The sequence below is a fragment of the Pseudomonas sp. KH_017 genome (genome assembly GCF_057840285.1).
On sequence record NZ_CM174509.1, the window covers coordinates 5,900,901 to 5,915,676 of the forward strand.

The 14,776-nt window shown below is 58.8% G+C and carries 12 protein-coding genes; 5 read left to right on the forward strand and 7 right to left on the reverse strand.

Annotation, left to right across the window (positions count from 1 at the left end; all coding sequences use genetic code 11):
• Nucleotides 1–775 precede the first annotated feature (775 nt).
• From AC3IT6_RS26940 to AC3IT6_RS26970, 7 genes are all read right to left on the reverse strand, one after another.
• Nucleotides 776–1,981, reverse strand: a complete 1,206-nt coding sequence (locus AC3IT6_RS26940; RefSeq protein WP_489353649.1) for a retroviral-like aspartic protease family protein — start codon at nt 1,979–1,981, stop codon at nt 776–778.
• A 231-nt stretch (nt 1,982–2,212) separates the two neighbouring features.
• Complete coding sequence (gene etfB / locus AC3IT6_RS26945; protein ID WP_489353650.1) at nt 2,213–2,983, reverse strand: electron transfer flavoprotein subunit beta; 771 nt, start codon at nt 2,981–2,983, stop codon at nt 2,213–2,215.
• A 15-nt stretch (nt 2,984–2,998) separates the two neighbouring features.
• A complete protein-coding gene (gene etfA, locus AC3IT6_RS26950) occupies nt 2,999–4,219 on the reverse strand; it encodes an electron transfer flavoprotein subunit alpha (protein ID WP_489353651.1) in 1,221 nt (406 codons plus the stop codon).
• Nucleotides 4,219–6,168, reverse strand: a complete 1,950-nt coding sequence (gene dgcB / locus AC3IT6_RS26955) for a dimethylglycine demethylation protein DgcB (protein ID WP_489353652.1) — start codon at nt 6,166–6,168, stop codon at nt 4,219–4,221. Before dgcB ends, etfA begins: the two co-directional genes overlap by 1 nt.
• Before the next feature lie 184 nt (nt 6,169–6,352).
• Complete coding sequence (gene dgcA / locus AC3IT6_RS26960; RefSeq protein ID WP_489353653.1) at nt 6,353–8,413, reverse strand: dimethylglycine demethylation protein DgcA; 2,061 nt, start codon at nt 8,411–8,413, stop codon at nt 6,353–6,355.
• Between the two features lie 15 nt (nt 8,414–8,428).
• On the reverse strand, nt 8,429–8,959 hold the full coding sequence (locus AC3IT6_RS26965) for a DUF5943 domain-containing protein (RefSeq protein WP_056726569.1): 531 nt from the start codon (nt 8,957–8,959) through the stop codon (nt 8,429–8,431).
• Nucleotides 8,960–9,037: 78 nt separating this feature from the next.
• The gene (locus tag AC3IT6_RS26970; RefSeq protein ID WP_489353654.1) at nt 9,038–10,015 is read right to left on the reverse strand and encodes a dipeptidase; all 978 of its coding nucleotides are present in this window, start codon (nt 10,013–10,015) and stop codon (nt 9,038–9,040) included.
• A gap of 235 nt (nt 10,016–10,250) precedes the next feature.
• Here AC3IT6_RS26970 and AC3IT6_RS26975 point away from each other — a divergent pair, with 235 nt between their 5' ends.
• The 5 genes from AC3IT6_RS26975 (at nt 10,251) to AC3IT6_RS26995 (ending at nt 14,776) form a co-directional block, all read left to right on the forward strand.
• The gene (locus tag AC3IT6_RS26975; RefSeq protein WP_489353655.1) at nt 10,251–10,652 is read left to right on the forward strand and encodes a lysozyme inhibitor LprI family protein; all 402 of its coding nucleotides are present in this window, start codon (nt 10,251–10,253) and stop codon (nt 10,650–10,652) included.
• A gap of 213 nt (nt 10,653–10,865) precedes the next feature.
• Nucleotides 10,866–11,120, forward strand: a complete 255-nt coding sequence (locus AC3IT6_RS26980) for a type II toxin-antitoxin system RelE family toxin (RefSeq protein ID WP_489353656.1) — start codon at nt 10,866–10,868, stop codon at nt 11,118–11,120.
• Nucleotides 11,104–11,427 carry a helix-turn-helix domain-containing protein gene (locus AC3IT6_RS26985; RefSeq protein WP_056726566.1) on the forward strand — a complete coding sequence of 108 codons (324 nt, stop codon included), beginning with the start codon at nt 11,104–11,106 and terminating at the stop codon, nt 11,425–11,427. The genes AC3IT6_RS26980 and AC3IT6_RS26985 overlap by 17 nt, the downstream gene beginning before the upstream one ends.
• Nucleotides 11,428–11,460: 33 nt before the next feature.
• A complete protein-coding gene (locus AC3IT6_RS26990; RefSeq protein ID WP_489353657.1) occupies nt 11,461–11,877 on the forward strand; it encodes a DUF3010 family protein in 417 nt (138 codons plus the stop codon).
• A gap of 163 nt (nt 11,878–12,040) precedes the next feature.
• Nucleotides 12,041–14,776, forward strand: a complete 2,736-nt coding sequence (locus AC3IT6_RS26995) for an RHS repeat domain-containing protein (protein ID WP_489353658.1) — start codon at nt 12,041–12,043, stop codon at nt 14,774–14,776.

The following is a 14,776-nucleotide window of genomic DNA, read 5'->3' on the forward strand; positions in this document are numbered from 1 at the left end:
AAAAGCAAAAGCTTCGCGAGCAAGCCCGCTCCCACAATGGATCGGTGGCGTATACAACTTTTGTAAACGACACGGACAAATGTGGGAGCGAGCTTGCTCGCGAAAGCGGCCTCACTTTCCCCGATCATTTAGAACTGTACGAAATATGATCTATCTCGTTCAGGCCTATGCCCGCCGCACCTCCCAGCCTTCCGCGAACAAGTTATCCACATCTCCACCCACAGCTATTGGGGACAACTGTGGAAAGGCTGCAAAATTTCTCCACAAAACCCAAAGAAAAACCGTGACTTATCCAGAAGCATGCTTCCATGATCGGACTGATCGTTTTTTGATCTATAGCCTGAAAGGCACGGAATGCAAGGCTTCCAGAGGATGGCAAACACCTTATCCACAGAAGCGCCAACAGACTTTGGGGTTAACTTCGAAGGCTCTGTGGAAAACCGCTACAACCCGTAAGAAACCGGTGTTTGCGTGGAATTCCATGGCTCAAATACACCAATTGATCACTTTTTGATCAAAGCCATGAAAGCCGCTGTTTATAAGGCCCACAGCCGATAGCAAACATCTTATCCACAGAAGCGCCAACAGAGATTGGGGGCAAGTCTGCATCGACGGCAGCACTTATCCCCTTGAAAAAGCTTGGGAAAACCACGAACCAGACTGGTTGTTTTTTGAACGACGCCTCGCAAGGCTTGATTTGTATGGGGTGTAGCGAGGGGCGAACATGTTATCCACAGAACCACCAACAGGGATTGTGGGTAAACACCGAAGTTGTTCAGATTTTATTGAGGCATGAGTGACCCGAATCCAGGTCCAGGTTCATTTCAAAGTCTTTGAAAGCGCGCCATCCGAGCAATATCGACGGGACGTATTGCCCTGCTATCAGCGACGGCGGGATGGTAAAGCCCGGGTAGTATTTGTAGGTGACCGCCATGGTATTGCCTTGCAGGGCCAATACGCCGTCGAAGCGTTGGAAACGCTTGTTGTCGTTGGTGGAAACGCTCGAGCTTCCGGGCGTCAGCGCCTGCACAACGCTGAGCTGCCTGCCGGGCGACGAGGCCGTCAGGTAGTCGACATTTCCGGTATCGATGATGGCCTGCGTTGCCCGACGATCCAGCTGTGCGGCCACCACCAACCGTTGATTGAGATCCAGGCGGCTAATGACAATCGACGCATCACAGCGTGTGGCAGGCGGCGGATTCAGCTCCAGTGTTCTGCTGGTTATCTTCAAGCGCCCCAGCTTGCTGATCAGATCCAGCCCCAACAGATTGTCCCGGTCGCTGACAAAGACCAGGACGTTCCTGAACTCGCGGGTGCCGACTTTCAGCGACCGGAGAATTCCCAGCCTCGCGGCCAGGCCCTTTTCGCCATAAAACGTGCTGTAGCGATAAAAAGCATCGGGCAACAACTTGATGCCCATCTGTTTCGCAGTATCGATGTTGACCCGGGTTTGCGGTGCGCCGGTGTCCAGTACAAAACGCGCCGAGACACCATTGGCCGCGCCGACCTCGATAAATGGCAGCACTTGTTCAGCGATGTAGACGTCGTCGGCATACGGATGGAGCGGCAGCACCTCATGCCGCACCGAACCGCTGACCGAGAAATCGCCGGTCGCCGCCAGGACAGCCAGCGATTTGCTGCCAAAGGTGGAGAACAGAGGCTTCAGATAGGCGTTGGCGGCAATCGCCTGGGCATGCTTGGCCTTGATCGCCAGATAGTATTCGGGGAGTTGGTTGGCGGCCTTGGCTTCGAGCAATCTGGCGAAGACCGTCACCGAACAGCTGAGGTGTCTATCGGCATCCAGCACCTTGTCGCACTGTTGCCGCAGTTGCTCCAGGGACGCGCTACGGCCCTGTTCGGAGTCTATCCAGCGATAAAAATCCTGATCATCCACGGACGCTTTTGTCTGAACGGCAGACATCAAGCCTGTGGATACCCAAAGGCTTGATGTAAAGAGCGCCAGAAGAGCAAAAGTCTTCATATTCAGGCCAGTCATAAAAACAGGGTTTTATGAGTCAGCGCTGAATGTCTGAAAGCTCCCGAAAGCGTGCCGTACCCTTGATCAGCGCATAGAAAACTGTAGCTCACCAGGCTGAATGGTGTGATGCAACACCCTGTGGGAGCGGGCTTGCTCGCGAAAGCGTCGTATCAGGCGGCATTGATGTCGACTGACACACCGTCTTCGCGAGCAAGCCCGCTCCCACATTGATTGTTAGCGGACCACACCTTCTTCAATCAGCAATTTGAGGATGGCCTCGGCCCCGGCTTGCGCCGACACGCCCTTGAGCACCTGCCCGCCTCCACCACTGGCCTTGGCCGTCGCAGCTTTCATGCGGTCGGCGCCGCTCTTGGCCTTGATCATCTTCAGGCGCTTGGGCCGTGGCTTGGCCGGTTGCAGGGTGGCGACCGCGAGCAGTTCATCGTCGATGACCTCGACGTCCTGCGCTTGCAGCACGCCGCGTCGGGCTGGGCCGTAAGCGCTCTGCCGAGGCTTGGGGGCGGCGTTATCCACCGTCGCCAGAAACGGCAGGCGTACCTTCAGCCGACGGCGTTGACCACGGGGCAAGGCTTGCAGCACCAGCGCCGAACCGCCATCGATGGACTCGACCTGCGCCAGCCCCACCACCAGCGGCCAGCCCAGGCTTTCGGCCAGCAGGAAGGGCAACATGCCCGAGCCTTCACCGGTTTCCGCCTGGCTGCCGGTCAACACCACCTGAGCACCTGCATCGCGCAGATACTCAGTCAGCGCCGGTAGCGCGTCGGCACCTTGCGGTTGCTCCAGCACATGCAGTTGCTCAAGCCCCATGCCCAGGTAGGCGCGCAAGGCAGGCTCGGCGATGTCGCCGGCATGCAGCACCTGCAAGTTATCCCCAGCCAATTGCAGGCCCAGTTCCACCGCCCGCGCATCCTGTTCCGCGCGACGTGGCCGACCGGAGGTCGGGTGGGCGCCGATGGACACCAGGCTGATGATTTTCGTGCTCATAACCCTTTCCTTCCCTTAAGCCGCATCGCGCTTGGCGTCGTTGCGGTAAGCCTCTACCGCCTCGATCAAGGCTTGAAGAATCTCCGCGCTCTCACCGATCACCGAGAGGTCCGCACGCTTGATCATGTCGCAGCCAGGGTCGAGGTTGATCGCCACCACCTTGTCGCAGGCACCGATGCCTTGCAGATGCTGGATCGCCCCGGAAATCCCCACCGCCACATACACCCGTGCTGTGACCCAGGTACCGGATGCGCCGACCTGGCGGTCGCGAGCCATGAAGCCATCGTCCACCGCCACCCGCGATGCGCCTTCGGTCGCGCCGAGGGCTTCGGCGCTCCTGTGGAAAAGTCCCCAGTCCTTGACCCCATTACCGCCGGAGAAAATGAACTCGGCTTCGGCCATGGGAATTGCCGCCGGATCCACCGCCACCGCGCCCAGATCTTCGATCCGCGACAGGCTGCGCGCCACGGTTGTGGATAACTCCACGGGCAGCGCTTCGTGACGGGTTTCGCTGACCGGTTCGGCGCACTCGGCAGCCGCCAGAATCAATCGCGCCAGCGGACGGGCAAGGTCTTGCAGACCCGCGCCAGCACGGCCGATGCACTCCTGATCCTTGACCTGCCAGACCCGCGTGGCCGGGCGCTCGCCCAGTGCCGCGGCAAAACGTCGACCGAGTTCGCCACCGCCACTGCGGCTGTCCGGCAGCAACCAGTGACGCGGGCTGAACTGGTTATCCACAGCCCGCAGGCCCTGGACCCGTTGTTCCGGTGCATAACCGTTGAATTCTTCGCCTTCCAGCACCAGCAGGCGGTCGACGCCCGCCGTGGCGAAAGCGTTTTCCTTGTGTTCGCCGAACACCACGGCCAGCACTGCGCCGTCCTTGCCGGCGAGTTGATGGGCCAGGCCCAGCAGGTCGCGGTCGTGACTGCTCAAGCGACCACCGACCATGTCCGGCACCACACTGATGTAGAACGCGGGTGCAGGCACTTGATGCAGCGGCAATTGCACTTCAACCGCGGCTGAACGTTTGGTCGCCCCGCCCTGCTGAGCGCCGCTGCGGTCGATTCGTTTGATGCCGCTGGGACCGATAAAACCGATCCCGTGAGGATTCTTGCGGATGAGACCGTTAGGCCCCATCCAGCTGTGTTGCGCCGGTTGCATGGCCGCGTGCAGCGGGTGCAAGCGGTTGCGGGCGATCCATTCGGCGCGTGGGTCGCGGCGGATAATGTCGCTCATTAATGCACCTCCGCAGGTTCACGTTTGGCCGGTGCCGAAGGCTTTCCCGGCGTTGCGTCTTCGAGCAACGCGTCGGCCACCAGTTCGGCAATGTCCTTGATCATCGGCCGGGGTTCGACCACGCCTTCGAGCATCGCGGTGCATTGTGGACAACCCACGGCCACCAGTTCGGCGCCGGTTTCGCGGATGTCTTCCATGCGCATGTCGGGAATGCGTTGCTTGCCGGGAATGTCGGTGATCGGCGCGCCGCCGCCACCGCCGCAGCAGCGCGAGCGGAAACCGGAACGTTGCATCTCTTTCACTTCAATCCCGAGCGCGCGCAGGACCTGACGCGGTGCCTCGTATTCGCCGTTGTAGCGGCCGAGGTAGCACGGGTCGTGATAGGTCACGCTGTCGCCTTTGTGCTGACCGAGGTTCAGCGCGCCGGCCTGGATGATTTCCGCCATATAGGTGCTGTGGTGCTGCACCAGGTAGTTGCCATCGAAGGCGCCGTACTCGTTTTTCAGCACGTGGAAACTGTGCGGATCGCAGGTGACGATGCGGTTGAAACTGTACTTGGCCAGGGTCTGGATGTTGCGCTTGGCCAACAGCTGGAAGGTCGCTTCGTCGCCCAGGCGCCGGGCCACGTCACCGCTGTCGCGCTCTTCGAGGCCGAGCACGGCGAAGTCGATTTTCGCCGCCTTGAGCACTTTGACGAAGGCGCGCAGGGTGCGCTGGTTGCGCATGTCGAAGGCACCGTCGCCGACCCAGAACAGCACATCGGTGGATTTCTTTTCGCTGAGCAGGTTGAGGTTCAGGTCAGCCGCCCAGTTCATCCGCCCGCCCGGCGCGAAGCCGCCCGGGTTGTCGGTGGCGATCAGGTTTTCCAGGACTTCGGCACCCTTGTTCGGGGTCGCGCCTTTTTCCAGGGTCAGATGACGGCGCATGTCGACGATGGCATCGACGTGCTCGATCATCATCGGGCATTCCTCGACACAGGCACGGCAGGTGGTGCACGACCACAGGGTCTCGGCATCCACCAGACCATTGACGATCGGTTGATGCGGATTGCCGGCGTGTTCGCCTATCGCCTTGCCCGGATACGGACTGCCGGCGAACTTGGCGTCGGTACCACCGGCCAGGCCGACGACCATGTCCTGAATCAGTTTTTTCGGGTTCAGCGGCTGGCCGGCAGCGAACGCCGGGCACGCTGCTTCGCATTTACCGCACTGCACGCAGGCGTCGAAGCCGAGCAACTGGTTCCAGGTGAAATCCTTGGGTTTTTCCACGCCCAGTGGCGCGGTCGGGTCGCTCAAGTCCAGAGGCTTGAGGCCCGTGGACCGACCACCGCCAAAGCGTTCGGCGCGACGGTGCCAGGCCAGGTGCAGTGCACCGGCGAAGGCGTGTTTCATTGGCCCGCCCCAGGTCATGCCGAAGAACAGTTCCGACACGCCCCACAACACGCCAACCCCGAGAATCGCCGCCAACAACCAGCCACCGAAGTCTTCCGGGAGGATCCCGGCCACCGGCAGGGTCAACAGGAAGAACGAGACCGAGAACGCCAGCAGGCTTTTCGGCAGGCGCATCCACGGGCCTTTCGACAGACGGGACGGTGGGTTGCGCCGACGCAGGTAAACAAAGATCGCGCCGACGAACATCACTGCCGTCATCAGCAGCAACGCATAGCCGAGGAAGCGGTTATGCAGGCCGAAACCATGCACCAGAATCGCCAGCACGATGGACGCTACCGCACCGCCGGCCGTGGCGACGTGGGTGTTGGCAATGTATTTGTCCCGCGCGACCACATGGTGCAAGTCGACCATGTAGCGCTTGGGCATGGCGAACAGGCCGCCGATCAGGTCGACTTTCGAAGCCCGGCCCCGGCGCCACATGGCCACCCGCCGCAACGCGCCCAGGACACCAAGGCCCAGGGCTGCGAACAACAGGATTGGAAGAAGGGTGTTCAACATAGGTGAAGCTCCCAAAGACCGCAGGGTCTTGCAGGCCAAACTACCTGGATGCCTTGCCCGATTCCTTGTAGGAGCGAGCTTGCTCGCGAAAAACCTGAGAACGCCGCGCTAAGTCAGACTCCCCGCGTCATCGTTCACGTCCATCGCGAGCAAGCTCGCTCCTACAAGGGTTATCCACAAGCTCTTAGAAATCCTTGCACAACCGCAGCGCGTCATAGATCGCGGCGTGTGTATTGCGCTGAGCCACGCAGTCGCCGATACGGAACAGCAAGTAACCGTCGCCCGTGGTGCTCAGCGAAGGTTGCGGCTTGATCGCGAACAAGGCTTCGATGTCCATCTGGCCTTTGTTGCGCGAGCCTTCCTTCAACGAGTAGTAGATTTCTTCGTCCGGACGCACGCCGTTTTCCACCACCACCTGGTCGACCACCCGCTCCTCTTTGGCGCCGGTGTATTCGTTTTCCAGCACCGCCACCAGCTTGTCGCCTTCGCGGTAGACCTTCTCCAGCATCATGTCGCCGGTCATGATCACTTCTTTGGGGTACATGCTGCGGTAGTAAGTCGGGAACGACGTACCGCCAATAGCCACACCCGGCTTGATGTCGTCGGTGACGATCTCGACCTGGCTGCCCTTGTCGGCCAGGTAGTCGGCAACCGACATCCCGGTGAACTCGCAAATGGTGTCGTAGACCAGCACGTTCTTGCCCGGCGCAACCTTGCCGTCGAGCACGTCCCAGCTGCTGACCACCAGGCCTTCAGCCGCGCCCCAGTGTTCGTTCTGCTCCAGGAACGGATGACCGCCCACCGCCAGCACCACCACATCCGGACGCAGGTCCAGGATGGTCGCCGCATCCGCCGCGGTACCCAGGCGCAGGTCGACTTTCAGCCGCGCCAGCTCCAGCTGGAACCAGCGGGTGATACCGGCGATCTGGTCCCGTTGCGGGGCTTTCGAGGCCGTGGTGATCTGCCCGCCGATGAATTCCTTCTTCTCGAACAGGGTCACGTCGTGGCCGCGTTCGGCCGATACACGAGCGGCTTCCATCCCGGCCGGGCCGGCACCGACCACCACTACCTTGCGTTTGACGCCGGTGGTTTTCTCGATGATGTGCGGCACGCCCATGTATTCACGGGAGGTCGCGGCGTTCTGGATGCACAGCACGTCCAGGCCCTGGTACTGACGGTCGATGCAGTAGTTGGCGCCGACGCACTGCTTGATCTGGTCGACCTGGCCCATCTTGATCTTGGCAATCAGGTGCGGGTCGGCGATGTGAGCGCGGGTCATGCCGACCATGTCGACGTAGCCGCCCTCCAGAATACGGGTCGCCTGGTTCGGGTCCTTGATGTTCTGCGCGTGCAGTACAGGGGCCTTGACCACTTCCTTGATACCGGCCGCCAGATGCAGGAACGGCTCCGGTGGATAACTCATGTTGGGGATAACGTTGGCCAGGGTGTTGTGGGTGTCGCAACCCGAACCCACGACACCGATGAAGTCGATCATGCCGGTGTCGTCGTAGTACTTGGCGATCTGCTTCATGTCCTCATGGGACAAACCGTCCGGGTGGAATTCATCACCGCACAGACGGATGCCGACGCAGAAATCCGGACCGACTTCCTTGCGCACAGCCTTGATCACTTCCAGACCGAAACGCATGCGGTTCTCGAAGCTGCCGCCCCATTCGTCGGTACGCTTGTTGACCCGCGGGCTCCAGAACTGGTCGATCATGTGCTGGTGCACGGCCGACAGTTCGACGCCGTCCAGGCCACCGGCCTTGGCCCGCGCCGCAGCAGTGGCGTAGTTGCCGATCACCCGCCAGATTTCTTCCGGCTCGATGGTCTTGCAGGTCGCACGGTGCACCGGCTCACGGATGCCCGACGGCGACAGCAGGGTTGGCCAGTGCTCGCCGTCCCAACGCGAGCGTCGGCCCATGTGGGTAATCTGGATCATGATCTTGGCGCCATGCTTGTGCATGGCATCGGCCAGATTCTGGAAGTGCGGAATGATCCGGTCGTCCGCCAGGTTCACCGACTTCCACCAGCCTTGCGGGCTGTCGATGGCCACACTGGAGGAGCCGCCGCAAATCGCCAGGCCGATCCCGCCCTTGGCTTTCTCTTCGTAATACTTGACGTACCGGTCGGTGGTCATGCCGCCGTCGGTGGCATAGACCTCGGCGTGCGCGGTGCTGAGTACGCGGTTGCGGATGGTCAGTTTGCCGATCTGGATCGGCTGGAACATTGCTTCGAAAGCCATGGCGGGTTCCTCGACTTACAACGGCTTGACGGTGAACAAGCCGTCTTCGTGGCCCTCTTCGGAGCCACCGTAGACTTGTTCGGCCACGGTGCGGATCTTGCTGCCGCGAGCGGCGAGGATCTGGTCCATGGCCCCTGCAAACCAGCCAGTGAACATGTAGTCGACCTTGCGCCCGACCTTGCCGTACACGTAGACGAATGCCGAGTGTTCGAGCTTGACGCTGGCGGTGCCTTTGTCGAGGTCGATGTCCTGGATCTTGAACAGGCCCCAGCCGCGCTGCGAAAGGCGCTTCATGTAGTGCTCGAACACTGCGACGCCTTCCAGGCCGTGGCATTCGGCTTCTTTTTCACACCAGTGCCAGGCGGACTTGTAGCCGGCCTTGTAGAGGATTTCGGCATAGGCTTCAGCGCCCAGCACTTCCTCGATGCCCATGTGGTTGTTGACGAAGAAATGGCGCGGCACGTACAGCATCGGCAGGGCGTCGGAGGTCCAGATACCGGTTTCGCTGTCGACTTCGATTGGCAATTGCGGGGCGATCTTGGCCATGGAAACTTAACTCCAGAAAATTCGTTGTGTTGCCCGCTGCACGGACGGCAGCGGGAAAGGATTCAGAGATGCGGCGGCTTATTCGCCCCAAACGTCCTTGAGGACGTTGACCCAGTTCTCACCCATGATCTTGCGCACCACGCGCTCGGAGTGGCCGCGCTTGAGCAGGGTCTCGGTCAGGTTCGGGAACTCGCCCACGGTGCGGATGCCCAGCGGGTTGATGATCTTGCCGAAGCTGGTCAGGCGGCGGGCGTAGCCCTTGTCGTGGGTCAGGTATTCGAAGAAGTCCTGGCCGTGGCCCTGGGTGAAGTCAGTGCCGATGCCGATGGCGTCTTCGCCGACGATGTTCATCACGTACTCGATGGCTTCGGCGTAGTCGTCGATGGTCGAATCGATGCCCTTGGCCAGGAACGGCGCGAACATGGTCACGCCGACAAAGCCGCCGTGGTTGGCAATGAACTTGAGTTCTTCATCGGACTTGTTGCGCGGGTGCTCCTTGAGCCCCGACGGCAGGCAGTGGGAGTAGCAGACCGGCTTCTTCGACTCGAGGATGACTTCTTCGGAAGTCTTGGAGCCGACGTGGGACAGGTCGCACATCACGCCAGCCCGGTTCATCTCGGCAACGATTTCGCGACCGAAGCCCGACAGGCCGCCGTCACGCTCGTAGCAGCCGGTGCCCACCAGGTTCTGGGTGTTGTAGCACATCTGCACGATACCGACACCCAGCTGCTTGAAGACTTCGACATAGCCGATCTGGTCTTCAAAGGCGTGGGCATTCTGGAAGCCGAAAAGGATGCCGGTCTTGCCCTGCTCCTTGGCTTTACGGATGTCGGCGGTGGTGCGGACCGGAATCACCAGGTCGCTGTTCTCGCGGATCAGCTTCTGGCTCGCGGCAATGTTGTTGACGGTGGCCTGAAAGCCCTCCCACACCGACACGGTGCAGTTGGCTGCGGTCAAACCGCCCTTGCGCATGTCTTCGAACAGTTCACGGTTCCACTTGGCGATAATCAGCCCGTCGATAACGATGCTGTCGGCGTGCAATTCGGCTGGGCTCATCAGGCTGTCCCCTATTAGCGATTCATGCGCCGAATCGTCTGCCGGCGCTTTGGGGCCAGCATATGCCTGAGGGCCGGGGCAGCCGGGTGCAAAAACGACAGGGGGTTTGCCGAAAGCGTCAATCCGCGACAAAGGGTCGTCAACAGGCACAATCTCCGACCTGTTCAAGGCCCTCGGCTTGGGCCAGAATTCGCCGCATCACTGGATGCTTCACTGGACAAGAGCGGCGACGATAATGAAATCGATCATTCTGGCAATGGCACTGATTGCGACCGGCGTACACGCAGCGGAAGTGGCCGACGACAACCCGTGCGACAAAGTCGAAAACGACGTCCAGACCCTGGAATGCTCTGCCTTCAGCAAAACCTCCGCCGAAGACCTGCTCAAGGAAAACCTCCAGGGCCTGACCGAGCGCATGCAGTCGCAGTACGGCAAAACCCCGTCGCAACTGGCCGACATCACCGCCAAGATCAAAGCCGCCCAACAGCAATGGCTGAAGACCCGCGACGCAGACTGCGCCGTCGAAGCCTTCCCGACCACCGCTGGCAGCAAAGCGTTCACCATTGCCCAGAACGATTGTGTGGCACGGATGAGCGACGAGCGGTCGGAGTTTTTGGAGTCGATTGGGCAGGAATAGTCCTGAATGTCCCGCTGAAAGCTGGCACTACCACCAGCTTTCAATCGCCAAAAAACCCTTTTCCCACAAAGCACTCTGATCTGACCTATAGCCTCTTTCCAAAGCCGCTGCTCTGCGGATTTTTCACGCAACATGCCGACAAATGTTGTTGATGGCCAAGCATAAAAATATAAGTAAAGATTCGCAAATCTTATAAAAGACTTATATTCTTCCATGAACAGCATTCACTGGACTCGAAAGGCCGTTAAGCAACTCTTGCGATTGCATTCCGTTCACCAGATTCAGGTTCGTGATGCCATCACGGCGCTCGCTGACATGCCTGAGGCAGGCAATGTCAAAGCACTGGTCGGTCATGACTACGCTTATCGGCTGCGTGTCGGTAATTACCGGGTCATGTTTGATTGGGATGGCGCGATCAAAGTGGTCAGTATTCAAGAGGTCAAAAAACGCGATGAACGCACCTACTGACATTCAAATCATCAACGACGCCGAAGGCAATCCAGCCTTCGTGGTCATTCCCTATGCACAATACGTGGCGCAGAAAATCGAGCCCGACTTGATCCCCCATGAGGTGGTGAGCCGTATCGTCGATGGCGCTACCCCTATCCGCGCCTGGCGCGAACATTTGAACCTTACCCAGGATGAAGTGGCCAAACGCATGGGCATAACCCAGCCTGCCTTTGCCCAACAGGAAACAGTCGCCAAGCCCCGTAAAGCCACTCGCGAAAAAATCGCTTTGGCGTTTGGCATCACTGCCAGCCAGCTTGAGCTGTAAGCTGCACACCCTCTGTCACTAATTGGATTGAACATGAAAGTCTGCGGCATCGAAATCAAAGGCAGCGAAGCGATCATCGCCGTGGCCACGCTGGACGATCAGGCGCTGAGCCATGTCGCGCTCGCCACCAAGAAAATTGCCCTGGACGATGACGACGAAGCCGCCAACGTCAAAGTGTTCGCCGCTCAGGTCGCTTCGTTTGTCCGCGAGAATTCCATCGACCGCATCGCAATCAAGAAGCGTAGCAAGAAAGGCGAGTTCGCTGGCGGGCCGACCACGTTCAAGATCGAAGGGGTTTTCCAGTTGCTGGAGAATTGCGAGGTGACCTTGCTGTCACCGCAGACCATCAATGCCCAAGCTAAAAAGCACAATTTCGAACTGCCAGGGACGCTGAACAAGTATCAGCATGAGGCGTACAAGGCGGCTTGTTCGGCTTTGATGAAGAAGTAAGCAGATTCAAAAAGATCCATCCGGCGCCAGATCCACGCTGGCGCCCTCTTGTACCGTCCCCCACCGCTGCTCTTAAACAGACGCAACCCTGTCATTTATGAGAGTTGGCAGGCTAAAAACCAAGCGCATACATTGGAACTTTCCATGAGCGCTCGACAATCACATGACCGACCTCCTGCAGACCAACATTCACCACGCCACCCCAACCCTGATGGCACAGGACCCACGCCGCCAGTCGATTCGTAGCGTGGCCTACTACCGTGCCCACCTGGAACAAACGCCTGAACCGCGAATCAATCGCCAGGCTTACAACCCGAACGGGCACCTGAGCGCCGGCTGGGACCCACGACTATGGCCAATGCAAGGCCAGCCCAATCTGACCATGGTGTACGGCCTCTCCGGCGAGCCATTACTGAACAACAGCGTTGATGCCGGCTGGAGAGCAAGATTGCCGGGAGCCAGAGGCGAGCTTCGATTCGAGTGGGATGGTCGACAGAATCAACGTCAGATCGAGTACGACAACCTGTTACGCCCGATCGCCATCTCAGAGCAAGCTGTCAACGCTGCCTCTGCCACGACTGAGCGGATGGTCTATGCCGACAGCCACGCCGAGTACAGCTCACATAATCAGTGCGGACGCCTGATTCGCCATTACGACACGGCTGGCTGCCTGCATCTCAATGAATACAGCCTTGCGGGCACCCGGCTAAGCGAATCCCGGCAATTCATGAACGACCTGTCAGTTGCCAGTTGGCCAGAGCGCTTGACTGACTGCGACAACAAACTCGAAGCCGAAAGTGAAACCACCCAATGGCGCTTCAACACCCTGGGCGACCTGTTGACCCAGACCGATGCACGGGAGAACCAAAGACGATTGGGCTATGACGTCGCAGGCCAACTCACACAGGTAATCCTCAAACGCAGGCATCTGCCGGCCAAAACGCTACTCAGGAACAGGCGCTACAGCGTCAGTGGTCAGATCGAACACGAAACTGCGGGTAATGGTGTGACGACAACCCGCCGTTATGACGCTCAAAGCGATCGCCTGCTGCAACTCACCTCAAGTCGTCCAGGCCATGCGCTCCAGGACCTTGCCTACGCCTACGACCCTGTCGGCAATATCACCCGGATCCGGGACTCGGCCACAGCTATACGCTACTTCAGGAACCAGCGTACTGACCCAGCCAGCCACTATCGATATGACACGCTTTCTCAATTGATAGCGGCAAGCGGTCGAGAATCCGTTGCCGCAAGCCAGGGTCCCTTAACGCGCCCGTCGCAATCGACAGTGACAAGTAGCTACAAACAGACATTCTCATATGATCCCGCAGGAAACCTACAAACCCTCATCCATGAAGGTCTTCGAAGTTACACCCGTGAGATGGTGACCGAACTTTCAAGTAACCGCAGCTTGCCCAAACCGCAGGCAGGTGAGCCGGACTTCATCAAGAGCTTCGACAGCAACGGCAACTTGCTGGTCCTGTCACCCGGCTCACAGGCCATGCAGTGGGATAGCCGCAATCAATTGAGCAAGGTCATCCAAGTCATCAGAGATGGGGTACCGAATGACGATGAATGCTATCGCTACGATGCCCACGGCCAGCGGCTACGCAAGGTGCTCCATCGCAAAGCAAAATCTGTGACCTTGGCCAGCGAAGTACGTTATCTGCCCGGGTTGGAGATCCATTACAACGGTCGCGAAGAAGTACGGTATGTCATGAATGCTGACGCCGGAGATTGCAACGCGCGGGTTTTGCATTGGCACGAAGATCCGCCCGAAGGCATTGCCAATGGCCAGATCCGTTACAGTTTGGGCGATCACCTCGGCTCCTGCACGCTGGAACTGGACGAGGATGCCGCGCTGATAAGCCAGGAGGGTTACTACGCTTTTGGTGGCACTGCCTGGTGGCTTGCTCGAAGTGACGCCGAGGCCAGTTACAAGACCATTCGGTACTCAGGAAAGGAACGGGACGCTACCGGCCTTTATTACTATGGACTTCGTTATTACGCACCCTGGCTGCAGCGCTGGATCAACCCGGATCCGGCGGGTGACATCGATGGGTTTAACCGCTACCGGATGGTTCGAAACAATCCATTGCGTTTCAAGGACAGCCAGGGGCTTTCGCCGGTTGAGCCTATCAATGAATCGGAACAGGTAATGATCGCCTCTGGGCAGGCAATACTCTATCGACGTGCCGATGAATTGCCGAAAAAACAGAAGCGGGAATTCGAGCAAGATTTCTCGGCTGCTATAGACCTCACGAATAATGCGATTTCGTCTCTCAGCGAACCCAACCTATCCGTAGAGACAATACTCAAGCTAAGAAATGTTTATGGTCAAAGGGGCAGCAGACAATATCTAGAGCTGGCGGCAAACGCTGCTAAAGAGAAACTCGAGAAAATTCTATCTGGTGCATTGGAGGATTATGTCAGCGGTACCCGCTTTGTCTTCACTGCGAACAACCCACACGCCCCTGATGAGCGGGCATTTTCATTCCCGTCGGAATCTAAAGCGAACAAGTTAATTTACTTGAATGCCAAGGCCCGCGAACAGTCAGCTATATACCGGTCAGGGACGATATTTCACGAACTCAGTCACGTATATGCAGATACGTGTGATTATTGGGATTTGTTTGCCAGTACCTCGCGTAACGACACAGAGGCGGTCAATGAAGCCAACTTCAATGAGGACATCGAGGCCTCCTTCCAGATTGCCAAGGATGGCCCGAATCTTTCAGGGATACCCGATAGGCACAAACTCGCCGTACAGGAACATATTCGCCAGGCAATACGTACGCATCAAACAACAGAACATCAACAGTGGGCTGCGCAAATAACTATAACCACTGACAACGCTGACAGCCTGACAGCACTGGTGCTCCAATTCAGATCCCGATAG

Excerpts from the sequence above, each read along its gene's own strand:
- AC3IT6_RS26940 (WP_489353649.1), bottom strand. The coding sequence starts at position 1,981 with ATGAAGACTTTTGCTCTTCTGGCGCTCTTTACATCAAGCCTTTGGGTA.
- etfB (WP_489353650.1), bottom strand. The coding sequence starts at position 2,983 with ATGAGCACGAAAATCATCAGCCTGGTGTCCATCGGCGCCCACCCGACC.
- etfA (WP_489353651.1), bottom strand. The coding sequence starts at position 4,219 with ATGAGCGACATTATCCGCCGCGACCCACGCGCCGAATGGATCGCCCGC.
- dgcB (WP_489353652.1), bottom strand. The coding sequence starts at position 6,168 with ATGTTGAACACCCTTCTTCCAATCCTGTTGTTCGCAGCCCTGGGCCTT.
- dgcA (WP_489353653.1), bottom strand. The coding sequence starts at position 8,413 with ATGGCTTTCGAAGCAATGTTCCAGCCGATCCAGATCGGCAAACTGACC.
- AC3IT6_RS26965 (WP_056726569.1), bottom strand. The coding sequence starts at position 8,959 with ATGGCCAAGATCGCCCCGCAATTGCCAATCGAAGTCGACAGCGAAACC.
- AC3IT6_RS26970 (WP_489353654.1), bottom strand. The coding sequence starts at position 10,015 with ATGAGCCCAGCCGAATTGCACGCCGACAGCATCGTTATCGACGGGCTG.
- AC3IT6_RS26975 (WP_489353655.1), top strand. The coding sequence starts at position 10,251 with ATGAAATCGATCATTCTGGCAATGGCACTGATTGCGACCGGCGTACAC.
- AC3IT6_RS26980 (WP_489353656.1), top strand. The coding sequence starts at position 10,866 with ATGAACAGCATTCACTGGACTCGAAAGGCCGTTAAGCAACTCTTGCGA.
- AC3IT6_RS26985 (WP_056726566.1), top strand. The coding sequence starts at position 11,104 with ATGAACGCACCTACTGACATTCAAATCATCAACGACGCCGAAGGCAAT.
- AC3IT6_RS26990 (WP_489353657.1), top strand. The coding sequence starts at position 11,461 with ATGAAAGTCTGCGGCATCGAAATCAAAGGCAGCGAAGCGATCATCGCC.
- AC3IT6_RS26995 (WP_489353658.1), top strand. The coding sequence starts at position 12,041 with ATGACCGACCTCCTGCAGACCAACATTCACCACGCCACCCCAACCCTG.